The 17,049-nt window shown below is 68.9% G+C and carries 17 protein-coding genes and 1 pseudogene; 7 read left to right on the plus strand and 11 right to left on the minus strand.

The genetic code is table 11. The features are described 5' to 3' along the window. The first annotated feature begins 68 nt into the window (after nucleotides 1–68). Nucleotides 69–290: a DUF6480 family protein gene (locus ACY466_RS00250; protein WP_463248742.1), complete on the plus strand. Its 222-nt coding sequence runs from the start codon at nucleotides 69–71 to the stop codon at nucleotides 288–290. A 42-nt stretch (nucleotides 291–332) separates the two neighbouring features. On the opposite strand, the gene ACY466_RS00255 is transcribed toward ACY466_RS00250, so the two are convergent. After that, the gene (locus tag ACY466_RS00255) at nucleotides 333–1,127 is read right to left on the minus strand and encodes a MerR family transcriptional regulator (RefSeq protein WP_463248745.1); all 795 of its coding nucleotides are present in this window, start codon (nucleotides 1,125–1,127) and stop codon (nucleotides 333–335) included. Nucleotides 1,128–1,301: 174 nt separating this feature from the next. Between ACY466_RS00255 and ACY466_RS00260 the strand changes: the two are divergent. The 3 genes and pseudogenes from ACY466_RS00260 to ACY466_RS00270 form a co-directional block, all read left to right on the plus strand. Beyond that, nucleotides 1,302–2,855, plus strand: a pseudogene (locus tag ACY466_RS00260) (succinic semialdehyde dehydrogenase); the annotation flags it as partial. A gap of 156 nt (nucleotides 2,856–3,011) precedes the next feature. Next, the gene (locus ACY466_RS00265) at nucleotides 3,012–4,439 is read left to right on the plus strand and encodes a hemolysin family protein (RefSeq protein ID WP_463248752.1); all 1,428 of its coding nucleotides are present in this window, start codon (nucleotides 3,012–3,014) and stop codon (nucleotides 4,437–4,439) included. Beyond that, complete coding sequence (locus ACY466_RS00270) at nucleotides 4,436–5,482, plus strand: hemolysin family protein (RefSeq protein WP_463248755.1); 1,047 nt, start codon at nucleotides 4,436–4,438, stop codon at nucleotides 5,480–5,482. Before ACY466_RS00265 ends, ACY466_RS00270 begins: the two co-directional genes overlap by 4 nt. 19 nt (nucleotides 5,483–5,501) lie before the next feature. Here ACY466_RS00270 and ACY466_RS00275 read toward each other — a convergent pair whose 3' ends face one another. From ACY466_RS00275 to ACY466_RS00295, 5 genes are read right to left on the minus strand one after another with little or no spacing between them, the layout of a single operon-like run. Beyond that, nucleotides 5,502–6,464 carry a CopD family protein gene (locus tag ACY466_RS00275; protein WP_463248758.1) on the minus strand — a complete coding sequence of 321 codons (963 nt, stop codon included), beginning with the start codon at nucleotides 6,462–6,464 and terminating at the stop codon, nucleotides 5,502–5,504. Nucleotides 6,465–6,474: 10 nt separating this feature from the next. Continuing rightward, nucleotides 6,475–7,050: a copper resistance CopC family protein gene (locus ACY466_RS00280; protein WP_463248761.1), complete on the minus strand. Its 576-nt coding sequence runs from the start codon at nucleotides 7,048–7,050 to the stop codon at nucleotides 6,475–6,477. Then, a complete protein-coding gene (locus ACY466_RS00285) occupies nucleotides 7,047–7,730 on the minus strand; it encodes a YcnI family copper-binding membrane protein (RefSeq protein WP_463248763.1) in 684 nt (227 codons plus the stop codon). Before ACY466_RS00285 ends, ACY466_RS00280 begins: the two co-directional genes overlap by 4 nt. A 36-nt stretch (nucleotides 7,731–7,766) precedes the next feature. Next, on the minus strand, nucleotides 7,767–8,303 hold the full coding sequence (locus ACY466_RS00290; RefSeq protein WP_463248766.1) for a hypothetical protein: 537 nt from the start codon (nucleotides 8,301–8,303) through the stop codon (nucleotides 7,767–7,769). A 17-nt stretch (nucleotides 8,304–8,320) separates the two neighbouring features. Further along, complete coding sequence (locus tag ACY466_RS00295; RefSeq protein ID WP_463248769.1) at nucleotides 8,321–8,974, minus strand: DUF6474 family protein; 654 nt, start codon at nucleotides 8,972–8,974, stop codon at nucleotides 8,321–8,323. Between the two features lie 129 nt (nucleotides 8,975–9,103). Here ACY466_RS00295 and ACY466_RS00300 point away from each other — a divergent pair, with 129 nt between their 5' ends. Then, nucleotides 9,104–10,693, plus strand: a complete 1,590-nt coding sequence (locus ACY466_RS00300) for a TM0106 family RecB-like putative nuclease (protein WP_463248771.1) — start codon at nucleotides 9,104–9,106, stop codon at nucleotides 10,691–10,693. A 160-nt stretch (nucleotides 10,694–10,853) separates the two neighbouring features. On the opposite strand, the gene ACY466_RS00305 is transcribed toward ACY466_RS00300, so the two are convergent. The 4 genes from ACY466_RS00305 to ACY466_RS00320 form a co-directional block, all read right to left on the minus strand. Further along, on the minus strand, nucleotides 10,854–11,621 hold the full coding sequence (locus ACY466_RS00305) for an SDR family NAD(P)-dependent oxidoreductase (RefSeq protein WP_463248775.1): 768 nt from the start codon (nucleotides 11,619–11,621) through the stop codon (nucleotides 10,854–10,856). A 78-nt stretch (nucleotides 11,622–11,699) separates the two neighbouring features. Continuing rightward, nucleotides 11,700–12,410: a TMEM165/GDT1 family protein gene (locus ACY466_RS00310; RefSeq protein WP_463252392.1), complete on the minus strand. Its 711-nt coding sequence runs from the start codon at nucleotides 12,408–12,410 to the stop codon at nucleotides 11,700–11,702. 222 nt (nucleotides 12,411–12,632) lie between these two features. Then, nucleotides 12,633–13,163, minus strand: coding sequence for a peptidase (locus ACY466_RS00315; RefSeq protein ID WP_463248778.1), 531 nt, complete (start codon nucleotides 13,161–13,163; stop codon nucleotides 12,633–12,635). Between the two features lie 350 nt (nucleotides 13,164–13,513). Next, a complete protein-coding gene (locus ACY466_RS00320; protein ID WP_463248781.1) occupies nucleotides 13,514–14,137 on the minus strand; it encodes a superoxide dismutase in 624 nt (207 codons plus the stop codon). Between the two features lie 229 nt (nucleotides 14,138–14,366). Here ACY466_RS00320 and ACY466_RS00325 point away from each other — a divergent pair, with 229 nt between their 5' ends. Further along, nucleotides 14,367–15,548 (plus strand): acyltransferase family protein, encoded by a 1,182-nt coding sequence (locus ACY466_RS00325; RefSeq protein WP_463248784.1) that lies wholly within the window; start codon nucleotides 14,367–14,369, stop codon nucleotides 15,546–15,548. Here ACY466_RS00325 and ACY466_RS00330 read toward each other — a convergent pair. Next, complete coding sequence (locus ACY466_RS00330) at nucleotides 15,536–16,462, minus strand: LLM class F420-dependent oxidoreductase (RefSeq protein ID WP_463248786.1); 927 nt, start codon at nucleotides 16,460–16,462, stop codon at nucleotides 15,536–15,538. The genes ACY466_RS00325 and ACY466_RS00330 overlap by 13 nt on opposite strands. 239 nt (nucleotides 16,463–16,701) lie before the next feature. On the opposite strand from ACY466_RS00330, the gene ACY466_RS00335 reads away from it, so the two are divergent. Beyond that, the gene (locus tag ACY466_RS00335; protein ID WP_463248789.1) at nucleotides 16,702–17,043 is read left to right on the plus strand and encodes a rhodanese-like domain-containing protein; all 342 of its coding nucleotides are present in this window, start codon (nucleotides 16,702–16,704) and stop codon (nucleotides 17,041–17,043) included. Nucleotides 17,044–17,049: the final 6 nt, after the last annotated feature.

The following is a 17,049-nucleotide window of genomic DNA, read 5'->3' on the forward strand; positions in this document are numbered from 1 at the left end:
ACTCGACTGCAATGACAGCTACACACGGCGAGGACACCCCCCGCCCGAACTCCCGAGAGGACCAGCCGATGTCCGGCCAGAATCCAGACCCCGCCGAGATCGCCGGACTCGAGTCCGGCGGTGGTGTGCAACCGGGTGACACCCCACCGGACTCGACCTCGGCGGCGGGACCCAACCACGAACCGCCGCAGCGCACCCGCATGCCCGCAATCGTGTTCCTGAGCGTCATCGGCGTGATCGTGCTGCTGATGGCCGTCGGCCTGGTCGGGCGCATCGCCGGTTTCTTCTGACGGATCGTCGGTGCGGCAGTCGAAAGACGACCGCACCGACCGTCAGGCTCCGTGGGCGCGCGCGTTCGCGTCGACGGAGGCCACCAGCCACTCCGCCAGACCGGCGGCCCGCGAGTCGTAGTGGTTCCGGAAGCGCTCGTCCGAGGTGTACATCGCCGCGACGCACTTCTGCATGGCGTGATCGCAGTCGTAGTACCGGTCGATGCTCAGCCGATGCCGCTCCGCCAGTGCGTTCGCCTCGTCGGATCCGGGAGCCACGCCGGCGTGCAGGGCCGCCGCGCAGTCTGCTTCCAGCCGCTCGGTCTCGGCCTTGATGGTCGCCCAGTCCTCGGCGGTGAACGCCGCCGTGCGCGCCGTGCTCTGCGCCCACGCGTCGGTGTCGCCCCACCGCTCGCGGGCCTCCTCCTCGTACTTCTCCCCGGTCCAGTCGTCGCCCCAGATCTCGCGTTGCTGCTCGGGCGTCGGATTCGTTCCCATCGTCTTCTCCTCGATCACGGTGTCGACGGCGTGTGCCATCGCGGTCAGGTGATCGATTCGACGGGCGAGCAGGTCCCGTTGCCGACGCAGGTGTTCGAGCGCGTCGGTGTCCGGGCTGTCGACGACGGTCTTGATCTCGTCGAGCGAAAATCCCAGCTCACGGTAGGTCAACACGGTGTAGAGGCGTTCCACGTCCGCCGCCGCGTAGGTCCGGTAGCCCGCCGGGGATCGCCCCGACGGCGTCACCAGACCGACGGCGTCGTAGTGGTGGAGCGTGCGCACACTGATGCCCACCGCGCGGGCGACGTCGCCGACCGTCCGCCGCAGTTCCGTGTCACCGGTCGTCGTCGAATCGTTCACCCGTCCCACCGTGCCGCCTCTCGTAGCGTGAGGGTCAACCCCATTCTGCCCGGGGAGGTGTGGTGTGGAGCACCCGAAACGGTATCTTGGCGGTAACCGTCAACGCCGGTCACACGCAATCACCGGTCACCCGACGCCGCCGCGCACCCGTTCCACCGACACCGGAAGAGAACTCACATGCCAGCACCCACGCCCGACACCTTCACCCGCCTCGCGGCCCTCGCCGCTCTCGATCCCGCCGTCTCGCGCGAGACCAAACCGGTCACCGAGGTGTTCACGGGGCGTGAACTGGCGACGATCCCCGTCGGTACCCGAGACGACGTGATGGCGGCGAACGCGAAGGTTCGGCGTGCCCAGACCGCGTGGGCGGCTCGCTCGGTGGGCGACCGCGCGAAGATCTTCCACCGTTACCGCGACCTGGTGCTGAAGCACCGCGCCGAGCTGATCGACCTCGCGCAGGCCGAGACGGGCAAGTCCCGCTCCGCCGCTCAGGAAGAGGTTCTGGACATCGCGATGACGGCGCGCCACTACGCGCGAGTCGCCGATGGGCTGTTGGCCACCAAGAAGGCCAAGGGGATGCTCCCGGTCCTGACCAAGACTCGGATCCACTACCAGCCCAAGGGCGTCGTCGGCGTCATCTCGCCCTGGAACTACCCGATGACCCTGGCCGTGTCCGACGCCATCCCCGCCCTGCTCGCGGGCAACGGTGTGGTGCTCAAGCCGGACAGCCAGACGCCGTACTGCGCCCTCGCCTGCGTCGAACTCCTCTACCGTGCGGGGCTGCCCAAGGACCTGTTCGCCGTGGTCCCCGGACCCGGTTCCGTCGTGGGCACCGCCATCGTCGACACCGCGGACTACCTGATGTTCACCGGATCCACCGCCACCGGTCAGCTGCTGGCCGAGCAGTCGGGTCGCCGGTTGATCGGATTCTCCGCCGAGCTCGGCGGCAAGAACGCCATGATCGTCGCGAAGGGCGCCAAGATCGGCGAGGTGGTCGACGCCGCGGTCCGAGCGTGCTTCGGTAACTCCGGGCAGTTGTGCATCTCGATCGAACGCATCTACGTCGAGAAGTCCATCGCGGACGAGTTCACGGCCGCGTTCGGTGCGCGCGTGCGCCGGATGACCGTCGGGGCGGGATACGAATTCGGCGTCGAGATGGGGTCGCTCATCTCGGAGGACCAGGTCAAGACCATCTCGAACCACGTCGACGACGCCAAGGTGAAGGGTGCGACCGTGGTCGCCGGCGGCAGGGCCCGCCCCGACATCGGTCCGCTGTTCTACGAGCCGACCGTGCTGACCGGCGTGTCGGACGACATGGAGTGCTGGGGCGGCGAGACCTTCGGGCCGCTGGTGTCGATCTACCCGGTGGCCGACGTCGAGGAGGCGATCAGCCGCGCCAACGACACCGACTACGGTCTCAACGCCAGCGTCTGGGCCAAGACGAAGGCGCAGGGCGAGGCCATCGCCGCCCGGTTGCGGGCCGGCACCGTCAACGTCGACGAGGGCTACGCCCCGACCTGGGGCAGCACCGGAGCTCCCATGGGCGGCATGGGTGTCTCGGGCGTCGGACGTCGGCACGGGGCGGAAGGCCTGCTGAAGTTCACCGAGTCGCAGACCGTGTCCACCACTCGTCTGATCAACCTCGGCGGCCGCCGCCTGCCACCCAAGCTGTGGGCGAAGGCGCTGCCGTTCTTCATTCGCGCGATCAAGTACGTACCGGGCCGGTAACGGTCCGTTCGGTCGGTGTCGATTCGCGTAGCGGCGAATGCTCGCTACGATGAACGCACCAACCCACACTGACAGAGGACGAATGGACAGCGACAAACCCGGGCCGGTCATGGCCCCCCTGACATTTTCGAATGCGATCGGGGCGGTGACCGGCACATGAGCGCACTGTTGACGCTCCTCTTCGGTCTCTTCGTCGTCATCGCCATCACGGCGGCCACCGGTTACTTCGTGGCGCAGGAATTCTCCTACATGACCGTCGACCGCTCACGCCTCGAAGCGCGGGCGGCGGTCGGTGACGTGCAGGCCGCCCGCACGCTCACCGTGACCAAGCGCACATCTTTCATGCTCTCCGGTGCCCAACTGGGTATCACCGTGACCGGTCTGCTGGTCGGTAACTTCGCCGAACCGCTCATCGGTCAGTCCCTGGGCACGCTGCTCGGCGGCGTCGGGGTCCCCAGCGGCATCGGCATCGCGGTCGGCGCGGTCACCGCGATCGTCGTGGCCACGTTCATCCAGATGCTCTTCGGTGAGCTGTTCCCCAAGAACTTCGCCATTGCGCGCCCCGAGCCCGTCGCTCGGTGGCTCTCGCTCTCCACCACGATCTACCTCAAGCTGTTCGGCTGGCTGATCCGCATCTTCGACGCGTCGTCGAACGCTCTGCTCAAGGCGCTCGGCATCGAGCCGGTCCACGACGTGGAGCACTCGGCCACCCCGCGCGACCTCGAGCACATCATCGAGGAGAGCCGCGACACCGGCGACCTCCCCGACGAGTTGTCGACTCTGCTCGATCGCATCCTCGACTTCCCGACGCGCACCGCCGGCCACGCCATGATTCCGCGCTCCAAGGTCGCAACGGTCCGTGCGGACGACACCATCGCCGAGGTTCGCGCGCTCATGAACGTCGAGCACTCGCGCTACCCGGTGCTGGACGGCGACGACTCCATCGAGGGCGTCGTCCACCTGCGAGACGTGCTCTCGTGCACCCTCGCCGACGAGACCCCGGTCTCCGAACTCAGCCGGGACGCTCTGATCCTCCCGGAGACGCAGTCCCTTCCCGACGCCATGGGCGAGCTCCGGACGTCGAAGAACCAGTTGGCCTGTGTCATCGACGAATACGGCACCTTCACCGGCGTCATCACCATCGAGGACCTCGCCGAGGAACTCGTCGGTGAGATCACCGACGAGCACGACGTCGAGGGTGAGGAGGTCGAGCCCACGCAGGACGAGTCCGGCGTCTGGACCGTCTCCGGCGACGTGCACCTCGACGAGATCGAGCGTGCACTCGATCGCGAACTGCCCGAGGGCGATTACGAGACGGTGGCGGGTCTGGCGATCAGCCACCACGGTTCGCTGCCGGACATCGGTGACGTCGTCGTGATCGACCTGCCGATGGACCACGGCGACCTGGCCACGGAAGGCGAACCGCCACAACGGTTCCTGACCGTCACGGTTCGCGACATCGACAACCACGTGCCGTCGTCGCTGACGCTCGAGGTGGGCGAACGCGACCCGGACGACGACTCGACATCCACGACCGATGATCCGAAACCGGTTGCCCTGCACGCATCGGAGAGCAATCGATGAACAACATCTGGGTCTTCCTGGCCGTCACCATCGGCCTGATCGCACTGAGTGCGTTCTTCGTGGCGATCGAATTCGCCCTGCTGGCCGCCAAGCGACACCGGCTCGAGGACGCCGCGGCGACGTCGCGGTCGGCGCGCGCCGCACTGCGGAGTTCGACCGAACTGACCGTGCTGCTGGCCGGTTCCCAGCTCGGCATCACCCTCTGCACCCTGGGTCTCGGCGCGACGAGCAAGCCGGCGCTGCACTACTGGCTGCGGCCGACGATCGAGTCCACCGGGTTGCCGTACTGGGCGTCGGACGCGCTCGGGTTCGTGTTCGCCCTGATCGTGATCACCTTCCTGCACCTCGTGGTCGGCGAGATGGCCCCGAAGTCCTGGGCCATCGCGCACCCCGAGAAGTCGGCGACCATGCTCGCCCTGCCGATGCGCGGGTTCATGTGGTTCACGCGGCCGATCCTCACCACGCTGAACTCGATGGCCAACTGGTGCCTGCGCAAGGCGGGCGTCGAGCCGGCCGACAACGTCGTCGGTGGTCAGAACCCGGACGACCTACGGCAGCTCGTCGCGCACTCGGTGAGTGTGGGATCGCTGGACGAGCAGTACTCGAACCAGATCTCGGGTGCTCTCGAACTGCAGGACCTCACGGTGGCGGACCTGACTGCGGACCGTTCCCGTCCGGACGCGACGCCGAAACCGCCTACCGCGGTGTCGGAGTCGGCCACGGTGGCCGATGTGCGCCGGGCCGCGGTGGACACCGGGCACCTGCGCATCCTGGTCCGGGCCGACGACGACGGTGAGGTCATGGGCGTCGTCCACGTGCGTGACGCACTGGAGTCCGATCCGGCCCACGGCATCACGGAGTTCATCCGGCCGCTGTTCACCCTGGAGGCGCAGACCCCGGTCTACGTCGCCCTCGCCCGCATGCGGGAGACCCGGAACCACCTCGCCGTCGTGACGCGGGACGGTGCGACCGTCGGAGTGGTGACGATGTCGGACGTGCTGGTGCGGTTGCTGCCGAGCGCCGAGCCCACCCCGGCCCGGTAGGTCCTCCGGGACCGAGAGATCAGGCCGTCGTCGCCAACACGGCGGCGACACCGACGGTGAACGTCATCACCGCCGTCTCCACCGCCGCCCGCCGCACCGACACGGGTGCGTCGGTGCGGTGGTCGGCGATGGTGGACACCCAGGTCCGACGCCGCCACCAACCGCCCAGGACGAGCGCGATCGCCAGTACCGTCTTGGCGATCACCAGGTGCCCGTAGGCACCGGTGAGCAGCTCGTTCACCGACCCCAGCCGGACGGCCGCATCGATCACGCCGGTGACGACGATGACGATCACGCACCAGAAGGCGGCCCGTGAGTAGACGGGAAGCAGTGCGGCCCAGGCCGTGCGCGTGCGCAGAGTCAGAGCCATGGCGAGCAACAGCCCGAGCCACACGGCGGCGGCGAGTACGTGTGCCGCGATCAGCGGCGCTCCCGCGAACTGTTGCGACATGTGCCCGGTGACGGGTCGGGCGATGAGCGCGACGGTGGTCGGCGCCACCACGAGGACACCCGGAACGTCGGTCTCGGTGGTGGCGGCCACGGCGGCGAGCACCGTGATTCCGACGGCCACCGCGACCGTCGCGATGCCCACCCGTCCGGCGGAGATGTCGAGGAGGTAGTCCGCGAAGACCCCGGTGGAGAGCTCGAGAACCGAACCACCGGCAGCCGCCGCGGCGCCGTCGACGAGCAGCGCCACCTCGGCGCCGGCCCAGACGGCGGCCGCGAGAGCCGTCCACCGCCACGGGTGCGCGCCGCGGAGATGGCGCGTACCGCGGGTGAGGAGCAGGAGAAGTCCCAGACCCAGGACGAGGGATCCGGAGAGGTCGGTGGCGAGTCGGACGCCCGATGCACCCCGTTCCGGGGCCGCGGTGGCCGCGCCCGCGGACGCGGGCCCGCCGAGGAGTTCGGCGAGCACTACCCCCAGCAGTCCGGCGGGAACGACGACGGCCGGCTCCCAGCGCCGTGCCGTCGTCGTCCCCATCGCGCGCCGGTCAGTTCCGCGTGCGCAACGTGAACGCCAGTCCACCGGCGAACACGACGCCCGCGGCGACGAGGAACGGCCACAGCGGAAGGCCGTCGTCGGCGGTGTCGGCGGCGTTCGCCGTCTCGGTGCTCGCGGCGTCCGTGCTGCCGCCGTTCGCGCTGCCGGTGGCCGGGGCCGGCGGCGCGGAACCGTCGGCGGGCGGACCGGGCGTGCCGTTGCCCTCGGCGGTGAGTTCGAACGTTCGGGTGCCGGTGACCGGGTGGCCGTCGGCCGAGGTCACGCGGTACGCGATGGTGTACGTCCCCACCGGTCCGAGGTCGCCGAGATCGACGGAGACCGTCGCTCCGTCGACGCTCGGGTCGCTTCGGGACCACAGGTTGCCGTCGGGTCCGACGACGGTGAGCGCCGCGAACTGCTCCTGGATCGCCTCGTTGAACGTGACCGACGCGGTGGCCGGTCCGGCGTCGATGCTCGACTCGTTCTCGGGGGTGCTGGACAGCACGACCGAGTGCGCGGATGCGGCGCCCGCACCCGCCAGGAACGCCGCGACGAGCAGCGCGACGACGGCGAGTACGGCCCTCACGAGCGTCGGCTCCGGACGGTGGCGCCGATGCCGAGAGCGGCGCCGAGTGCGCCGAGCACCAGTCCGGCTCCGCCGAGCCATCGGGCCGTGGAATCGCTCGCGGACGCCACGTCGGTGGACGAGGCCGCGAGGGTGGTCGCCGCTCCCGTGCCGCCGTGGGCTCCGTGTCCGTCGTGGTCGTCCCCCGCGGAGGCCAGGGCGATGGTCGGAGCCGGGTAGTCCGGCTCCGTGCCGTCCGGGGAGATCGGCTGGTCCCAGTTCACGATCTCGCCGTCGCTGTAGCTCTGGGTGGAGGGGAACGAGACGGAATCCTCGTCGGGCAGGGGCCCGGCGGAGAGGAGGAACTGCTGGAACTGTCCGGGCCCGACGCCGGGGTTGCCGGGATCGGCGGTCCAGGTCACCGAGGTCGCCCGCTCGTCGGCGTCGCGCTCGACGACGGCGGTCCACCCGGGGAGAGGCTGGGTCCGGGCGGACGTGAGCTCGGGGAGCTGCACGGTGAGGGCCGTGGTCGAGGCGGTGTCGGACTCGGTGGGTACCCGGAATTCGAGGACGCCGTACCCACCCTGCGTGGAACCGGGGGAGTGGACGCTCACGTGGGCGGACGCGATACCGGCGGCGGCCACCAGGCCGACAGCGGTGAGAGCACCCGTGCTCAGGGCACACGTGTAGAAGGTGGTCATGACATGTCTTTCGGTCGAGTGATGCGGGTCGTGAGGTCAGTACGCGAGTACCGACGGCGGACCCCGACTCGACACGGACGCGAGGACGGGTGACGGTGCGGGAACGCGAACGTCGCTGTGCGGCAACAACATCGACGGCGCGGCCACGCGACCGGGCACGCGCAGCAGCGGTGCGCGCAGCGCGGAGGTGATCGGACCGTAGAGACGCTCGGCCGCGTCGACGACGCACGCGCACACCGCGATCGCGACGACGTGCGCGATCAGCATGGTCGTCGGACCGGCGCCCGATTCGCCGCTGTGCGAGGCGTGCACGTCCCCGAGGGACAGGGCCCAGTGCGCCGCGAGCTGACCGCCGACCAGCCACCACGCGGGGACCGTGCGCCCGACGCGGTGCGTCGCCACCGTCGCCGCCGTGACCCCGACGGCCACGGACAGGGCGAGGAGGAGGACCAGGGCGGCCGACGACGGCACCGCGCCACCGGCGAACCCGTGGGCGGCCACCGCCATCGAGGCCGTGAGGGCACCGACGGCCCCACCACGCAAGAACGCGGAGGCGGTGGGGGCGGAGGTCACGGCGGGAGGAGCTTTCTCTAGCGGACGCCGAGGCGCGCGAGGATGTCGGCCTCGATGCCGTCGAGCTCGTTGCCGATGGCGCCGTGGGCGAGCTTGCGCCGCGACGGCGGCATCTGCTCGGCGGCGTGCACGGCGGTGGTCAGCTCCGTGAGCCGACTCTTGATCGCGTCGGCGAAGGAGCCGGTGTCGCGGTCACCCGGATGCGTCGACTCGAGCTCGGCGAGGGACCTCTCGGCCCCGACGATGCGCGCGGTGAGTTTGGCGCCGTGGCCGGTGTACTGGCCCAGCTCGCGGACGTCCACGCCGATGCGGTTCGCCCGGTAGCTGTCGAGCCGGCCGCGAGCGATGGTGGACGCGCGGTACGCGATGGGGACCAGGACCGGAGCGACGATGCGGGCGATGCCGAGGTACTTGCGGACCTTGGCGGCGTTGACCTTGCCCTCACGAGCGGCCTTCTCGCGTGCCGCGAGGGCCTTCATGTGCGCCTGGTCCACCTTCTGCTGGCTCGCCAGTGCCTTGGCGTCGTTCTTCGCGATCTTCTTCAGGTGTTTGCGCTCGTTGCGCGCCGTGTACTTGGCCTCGAGGCCGGCCTTGTGGCGAAGCGCCTTGGCCTCGGCCTTGCGAGTGGCCTTCCGGGTGGCTCGACGAGAACGCTTCTTGATCAAGGCCATCGTGAACGAGCCCCCTTCGTGTCGTGCGTCGGGACCGGGATCGAGATGTCCGACGCGTGCAGATGCTGAGGTCGAGACTATCCGGCCTACCCCTGTGGTGATGTCACCGCCTCGTTCTACGCTGCGAGAATGAGATCTCCGGTGATGATCGACGCCGCGACCCTCACGCGGTGTCGCCACCGCGTGTACCTCGACACCGCCTACGGATCGCTCGTGGCGAACGATCCGGTGGACCCGGGGGTGGCCATGCGCATCGAGGCGGCCGAGGCGCATCGGCTCGATGTCCGCACGCGGCTGATCGCGGTGGACCCCGCGGCGTCCACGGTCGTCGATGCGTCGGCGTCTCGCGGTGAGCGGATCCGGGCCACGGTGGCGGCGTGCGAGGCGGGGGTACCGCGCATCTGGAACGCCACCTTCGCCGCCGACGAGGAGTCCGGCCGGCGGGGACGCTGCGACCTGCTGATCGCCGATCCGGCCGGCGGGTACATCCCGGTGCTCGTGGTCAACCACAAGGTGACCGACCCCGGTCGCGGAGCGTTGACCACCGAATTCGACGAGTGGGCGCCGACGGTGGACTCCGGCCGCAAGGTGCGCTCGCAGCTGCGGGATCAGCTCTCCGCGGTGCACGTGCACCGCCTACTGGGGGACATCGGGTTCGCCGGGGGGTCGAAGCAGGGCGGGGTGATCGGGTTCGGGGCCTCGGTGATCCTGGTCCACGATCTGGCGGCGGTGGCACCGGAGTACGACGCGCGCTTCGCCGATCGCCTCGCCGTCGCACGCGGCGAGACGGTGACGGCACCGTCCAAGGTGGCCGAGTGCCGCACCTGCCCGTGGTGGTCCGAGTGCAGCGAGGCACTGGTGAACGCGCGCGACGTGAGCCTGATAGTGCCGGGGTCGCGGACCGACGCGCTGCGCGCCGCGGGCATCCGCACGATCGACGAGTTGGCGACGTGGACGTCGGGTCCGCCCGCGGACTGGACGCACGGCGGGTTCGACGAGTCGGTGGTGATCGCGGAGGCCTGGTTGGCGGACGTTCCGCTGGTGCGGCGCCACGACGAGGTGACCGTGCAGCGCGCGGACGTCGAGGTCGACGTGGACATGGAGAGCTACCAGGAGCACGGTGCGTACATGTGGGGGACACTCCTCGACGCTCGGGACGGATCGGAGCCGGAGTACCGCGCGTTCGTGACGTGGGAGCCGGTGCCCACCATGGACGAAGCGCGATCGTTCGCCGAGTTCTGGGCGTGGCTGCTGGGCGTACGCGACGCCGCGCACGCCCGGGGCCGGACCTTCGCGGCCTACTGCTATTCGCGGGCGGCCGAGGACAAGTGGCTGCTGGCCTCCGCGCGACGGTTCGCCGGGGTGGACGGGGTACCGGAGGAGTCCGAGATCAAGGAGTTCATCGACTCACCGGAGTGGGTGGACATGTACATCGCTGTGTCGGAGAACTTCGTCTGCCCGTCGGGCAAGGGTCTGAAGAAGATCGCCCCCATCGCCGGGTTCACCTGGCGGGACGACGAGGCGGGTGGCGAGGCGTCGATGGTCTGGTATCGGGAAGCCGTGGGCTACGACGGTCCGGTCGACTCCTCGCAGCGGGATCGGCTGCTCGAGTACAACGAGGACGATGTGCGGGCGACGAGGGCACTGCGGATCTGGATGGACACCGTGGCCACGGACGAGGTGGTCACCGCCGCGCGGCTGCGGGAACGCCGCCGCTGACGGTGGGGCCGTCACGGACGGCGAAACGCCCGCCGCAGCTACCAGTCGGGGGTTGGCAGCGACGACGGGCGTCTCGAAAAGTGATTCGCGACGGGACGGGGAGTGGATGGGTGGGAGCAAACAAACTTTCGTCCCGGTTTTCCCGACGCTGTGACCGGCTCTAACGCGGGGCCATGCGCAGCGCACCGTCCATGCGGATGGTCTCGCCGTTGAGGTAGTCGTGCTCGACGATCATCTGCGCGAGCTGCGCGTACTCGGTGGGTTGCGCGAGGCGCGACGGGAACGGAACCCCGGCCTCGAGACCCTGGCGGTACTCCTCGGTGACGCCGGCGAGCATCGGGGTGTCCACGATTCCGGGCGCGATGGTGCACACCCGGATTCCGAACTGGGCGAGATCGCGCGCGGCGGGAACCGTCATGCCGTGCACGCCGCCCTTGGACGCCGAGTACGCGATCTGCCCGATCTGACCCTCGAAGGCCGCGACCGACGCGGTGTTGATCACCACGCCGCGCTGACCGGCCTCGTCGACCGTCGGGAGGGTCTGCATGTGCTCCGCGGCGAGCCGCATGACGTTGAACGTGCCGAGCAGGTTGATGGTGATGACGGTGCGGAACAGTTCGAGGTCGTGCGCACCCTTCTTCGACAGGATGCGTCCGGCCCAGCCCACTCCGGCGCAGTTGACGACGATGCGCAGCGGGATTCCGGCGTCGGCGATCTGCGCGAGCGCGGCGCGAACCTCCCCGTCGCTGGTGACGTCCGCGGCGATGAGGGTGACGCCCTCGGGAACGGAATCGCCCGCCTTGTCGATGGACGCCTGCAGGTCGAGGCCGAACACTGTCGCCCCCTGGTCGGCGAGACGCTTGGCCGTGGCCGCTCCCAGACCCGACGCGCCGCCGGTGACCAGTGCTGCTGTTCCTGCGATCTCCACTTCGAGGTCCTTCCGTCGGACGGCCGCTCGGTTAGTGGCCGCTCACCGAAGTCGACCCTAGCGGGTGCCGGACGGAGATCAGCGAGGACCGGCGTCCGCGACCGGCGTCTCCACGGATTCGTCGATGCGGGCAGCGGAGTCCCGGCGCAGCCGCCACGTGGTGAGGGCGGCGCCGACGGCACCGGTCACGAGTGCGGCCACGATGCCGGCGGACGACTCGGGGAACAGGCCGCCGAGAATCAACCAGACACCGAAGACGAAGAACAGCGTCGCGGCACCGAACGTGATGAGGCGTTCGGGGAGGTGCTTGCCGAGGACGGCGCCGACGGCGATCGCGAGGGCGTCGGCCGCGACCATGCCGACCGTCGATCCGATCCACACCCCGACCCAGTCGTTGTCCGCAGCGAGGGTGACGGTGGCGAGCATGGTCTTGTCGCCGAGCTCGGCGAGGAAGAACGCCGAGGCCACGGCCAGGAGGGCCGACTTGGTGACGCGGTCCGCCTTGAGGCTTTCTCCCTCGCTGAGTGAGTCACCGCGCAGCGTCCAGAGTCCGAAGATCAGGAACGCGATTCCGCCGACGATGGAGATGAGATGCGTCGGGAGTGCGACACCGAGGGAGTGCCCGACGGCGACGGAGAGCAGGTGGACCACCGTGGTGGCGACGGTGATACCACCGATGACCACCCACCAGCGGTACTTGAGGGCGAACGTCATCGCCATGAGCTGAGATTTGTCTCCCAGCTCGGCGACGAAGATGACGCCGAAACTGAGCAGGGTGGCAGCGAGCATGGCGGTGATACCTCCGGGCCGAACGGTCATCGGACCGAAGGTCTCGCCCACCGAGAACGTCGTCTCGGTTCACGGAGCCGGGCGCGGTCTGCTGCGCCAGTATGTCGACTCGATGATTGGGGGCTACTCCCCTTCGTTGTGTACGACGCTAGGTGGGCGAGAAGGCTTCTGCAACTTCGACAATCGAGTTGGGAAACCCGAAAATTGCTATCCGGCAAACCCTTACGCGGCGAGCAGCATGGCCAACACGGCGGTGTCGGGATCACTGATCGGATCGAGGCCGACGCGCGAGACCATGGAGGTCACGGTGCCGTCGGCCTCGGCCTCCACCCACGCGGCGCGGTGATCGAGGCCCAGATGCGGGAGCCCCGGAAGCAGGACACACCCGGATGCGGCGCCCGCACACTCCGGCAACGAGGGAAAGGTCTCCGACGGCGGATGCAACATCATCAGCGCCGCGGGACGGGGTGCACCGAACCGTTCGGGGGTGACGGCACCCGCACCGATCACGGGCCCCTCGGCGAGCGCCAACCCCACCATCGACGCGTCGGGATCGTCCGGCAGTTCCTCACGCACCCCGAAGACCGTGCTGGTGCCGAGCAGGCCGGGGGTGGACGCGACCCGCACGGTGAACGCGAGCAGTTGAGCCCACTCCTTGGTGGTGTCGGGCCAGCGCCCCGAGATGACGAAGCCGCGTAGCGCGCCACTCGCCTGGAAAGGTGTGACTCCGATGAATCCCGAGCCGTGGGTCATGGCGCTCTCCTCGCACTGGCCGACGATCGATGCGCCTCGTGCACGACGCGTGTCGAGGCGACCACACGACGTCGGGTGATTCGTCGAGACAACCACGGGGTTCGGTTGGCACACAAGTGGTGTCGAGTGCCAGACGAGGCAGGCGTGGCTGGTGTTCGGTCACCCTGCAGGATCTGCACACAACCATGAGCGAGAGGGCCGGAAGTGCCGCGCGGGGCACGGTTGTGTGCAGCTGGTGCAGCCCCAGCCCCAGCCCCAGCCCCAGCCCCAGCCCCAGCCCGGCCCCGAACACGACGAACGCCGCACCCGAGGAACGGATGCGGCGTAGGTCGTGCCGTGAGCGCGAGAGATCAGGGGAAGACGAGCCCCGAGGTCTGCGAGGTGGCGGCGGCGAAGCGCTGCTGGACGTCGGCCCAGTTGACCACGTTCCAGAAGGCCTTCACGTAGTCGGCCTTGACGTTCTTGTACTGGAGGTAGAAGGCGTGCTCCCACATGTCGACCTGCAGCAGCGGGATGATGCCGAGCGGCACGTTGGCCTGCTGGTCGTACAGCTGGAAGGTGAGCAGCTTCTTGCCGAGCGTGTCGTAGCCGAGCACGGCCCAACCGGAGCCCTGAAGGCCGTTGGCCGCGGCGGTGAACTGCGCGCGGAACTTGTCGAACGATCCGAAGTGATCGTCGATTGCCGCGGCGAGCTCACCCTCGGGCTTGTCGCCACCGTTCGGGGACAGGTTCTTCCACCAGATGGAGTGGTTGACGTGCCCGCCGAGGTGGAACGCGAGGTTCTTCTCGTGCAGGAAGATCGACGCGTGGTCTTCCTTGTCACGGGCGTCGGCCAACTTCTCGATGGCCGTGTTGACGCCGGCCACGTAGGTGGCGTGGTGCTTCGAGTGGTGGAGCTCGTTGATCTCACCCGAAATGTGCGGCTCGAGAGCTGCGTAGTCGTAGTCGAGGTCGGGCAGTGTGTACTCGGACACGTGTTTCCCTTCTCTAATCAATAGCAACGTGACTCATGCGCTGATGTCCCAACGCCTGTGCTGGGGATCTACCCAGCCAATCTCATTCGTACACCTCGAGCAACCGGAGCGGCCACGCGGCACGCGCCGGTGACGAATCGCCAAGCGGACCGAAGTCCGGCGGTGCGTCATCACGATTTCCCGAGGCCAGGTCGACCATCGCGTGAACGGAACCTTAAACTCGAGCACGATGTCCAGGACCCCGCCTTCGTCGGAACCCGACGTTTCGGGCGGCGCTTCCTCGTCGTCCGGGCGCCCTCGCACCCTCACCGCGCCCGCGCTCCGATTCCCCGGGGTCGACATCCTGCGAGCGATCGCCGTCGTGGCCGTCGTCTACTCGCACATCTCGTACTACCTGGTCGACGACCTGGGCACGCCGTGGTGGGTGATCGACGTCGTCTCCGCGACCCTGGTGAACGTCGGCGGCCTGAACCAGCACCTGTCGTTCGTCGGCGTGGCCTTCTTCATGATGCTCACCGGGCTCGTGGCCACCGGTTCCGCGATGCGCAACCCCACGGGATCGTTCCTCGTCGCGCGGGCCGCTCGCCTGCTGCCGGTGTTCTGGCTCTCGGTGCTGGCCGCCGTGGTGCTCGTGCGGCTCGGGGTCAACGGCCTGTTCTCCGGCGGAAACGATCTGAGCAACGGCCAGGTCGCGATGAGCTTCGTCCTCGGCGGCTTCTTCGTCCGCCCCGAGATCGTGGTGCTGGGGGTGACGTGGACGCTCAGCGTGCAGGCGCTGTTCTACCTGTACTGCGTCGCGATGCGCCGGGTTCTGCTCACCCGCCCGGTCGTGGTCCCCACCGTCGGCGCGCTCGTGTGCCTCTCCGTCATCGTCTACACCGAGTTCGCTCCGGTCGACTGGACCGTCCCGATGCTCGACAAGATCGCCGCCACGCTGCCGGCCGTGTTCGTGGGGCAGCTGATCTACCTCGCGTGGGCCGGGCTGCTGACCTGGCGCGAGACGGTTCCCGCGATGGCGATCCAGGGCGGTGTGGTCACCTACGCCACCGTGGTCGACGCCTTCCACGTGGGCCAGGGCCGACACGTCTGGACACTCGTCGTGCTCACCGCGACCACCGTGCTGCTGGCCAAGCGGGACGGCCCGATCGCCCGCTCGCGGTCCGTGCACTGGCTCGCCACCCGCAGCTACACCGTCTATCTGGTCCACACGCTGGTGCTCTACCGCGTGTACTCGCTGGTCGAGCCGCACCTCGGGCCCACCGCGGCCGTGGCCGTGTTCCTGGTGGTCACCGGCGTGATCTCCGACCTGGTGTACCGCTACGTGGAGACGCCGGCGTCGCGGTGGATCGTGCGCGTGTACGCCGATCGCACCGGCCGCCGGCGCTCGCGCATCGAGCCTCAGGCCACCTGACGCAGCACTTCCGAGGCCACCAGCTCGAGCTGATCGAGATCCGACAGATCCATCGTCTGCAGGTAGATGCGGCTCGAACCGATCTCGGCGAAGGTCCCGAGCTTGTCGACGATCTCCGCCGGGCTCCCCGCTGCGCCGTTGGCCCGTAGTTCGTCGACGTCGCGACCCAGCACGTCCGCCCGTCGGGCCAGGTCGGCGTCGGTCGCACCGCAGCACAACACCAGGGCGTTGGACAGGCGCAGGCTCGCGCGGTCGCGTCCGGCCGCATCGCAGGCGGTCCGGACGCGCTCGAACTGGGCCTTCGAGGTCTCCACGTCGACGAACGGGAGGTTGAACTCGTCGGCGTACCGCGCGCTCAGTTCGGGCGTCCGCTTCTTGCCCATGCCGCCGATGATGATCGGCGGCGGCGATTGCGCGGGCTTGGGAAGGGCCGGGGAATCCTTCACCGGGAAATGGTCGCCGTCATAGGAGAACGACTCTCCGACGGGTGTTCCCCACAGGCCCGTGACGATCGCCAATGTCTCCTCGAATTTGTCGAAACGCTCCCCGACGGAGGGGAACGGAATTCCGTAGGCCGAGTGCTCGGACTCGTACCATCCCGCTCCGAGACCCAATTCGACGCGACCTCCGCTCATCGCGTCGACCTGGGCGACGGAAATGGCGAGAGGGCCCGGGTAACGAAAGGTCGCCGAGGTGACGAGCGTTCCGAGTCGGATCGTCGACGTCTCACGGGCCAAGCCCGCCAGCGTGATCCACGCGTCGGTGGGTCCGGGAAGGCCGTCGGCGTTCATGGCGAGGTAATGGTCGGAACGGAAGAAGGCGTCGAACCCGAGGTCCTCAGAGGCGCGGGCGACCCGCACCAGATCGTCGTAGGTCGCACCCTGCTGAGGTTCCGTGAAAATTCGCAAGTCCATGAAATACGACTGTAGAGCGTCGTCCGCGGCGTCGGCAGGAACAGTGGTGAGACATTCCAGTTCCGCTCGCCTTCGTCTGGTCGTATCCGACAAATTCCGCCGTCGAATCGCCGTTTTCTGTGGATCGGCCTGTGGAAACTGTGGATGAATCTCGTGCATTCGGTCGCGGGATGTCGCGTGCCGGCGCAGCGTTCGCCGAGTCCGTGGCGTCGATCGCGGTGTCGTGACAGGATCGAGGAGTGAGTTCAGGAACCGTCCCCACCGTCCCCGTGAGCGACGTTCCGCCGTCCGGGGAGTCGGCGATGTTGCTCGACGTCCGCGAGGACGACGAGTGGGAAGAGGGCCACGCTCCGGACGCCGTGCACATCGCGATGGGCGATGTCCCCTCTCGGGTGTCGGAGATCGCCGGTGACGCGCGGGTCTACGTCGTCTGCCATTCCGGCGGTCGGTCGGCCCGAGTCGTCGAGTACCTCGTCCACGCCGGAATCGACGCCGTGAACGTCGACGGCGGCATGATCGCGTGGCAGCAGGCGGGTCTGGGCGTCGTCGACTCCTCCGGACGTCCCGCGTCGGTCCGGTAGACACGC

It is taken from the genome of Rhodococcus sp. K11/5, assembly GCF_055193735.1.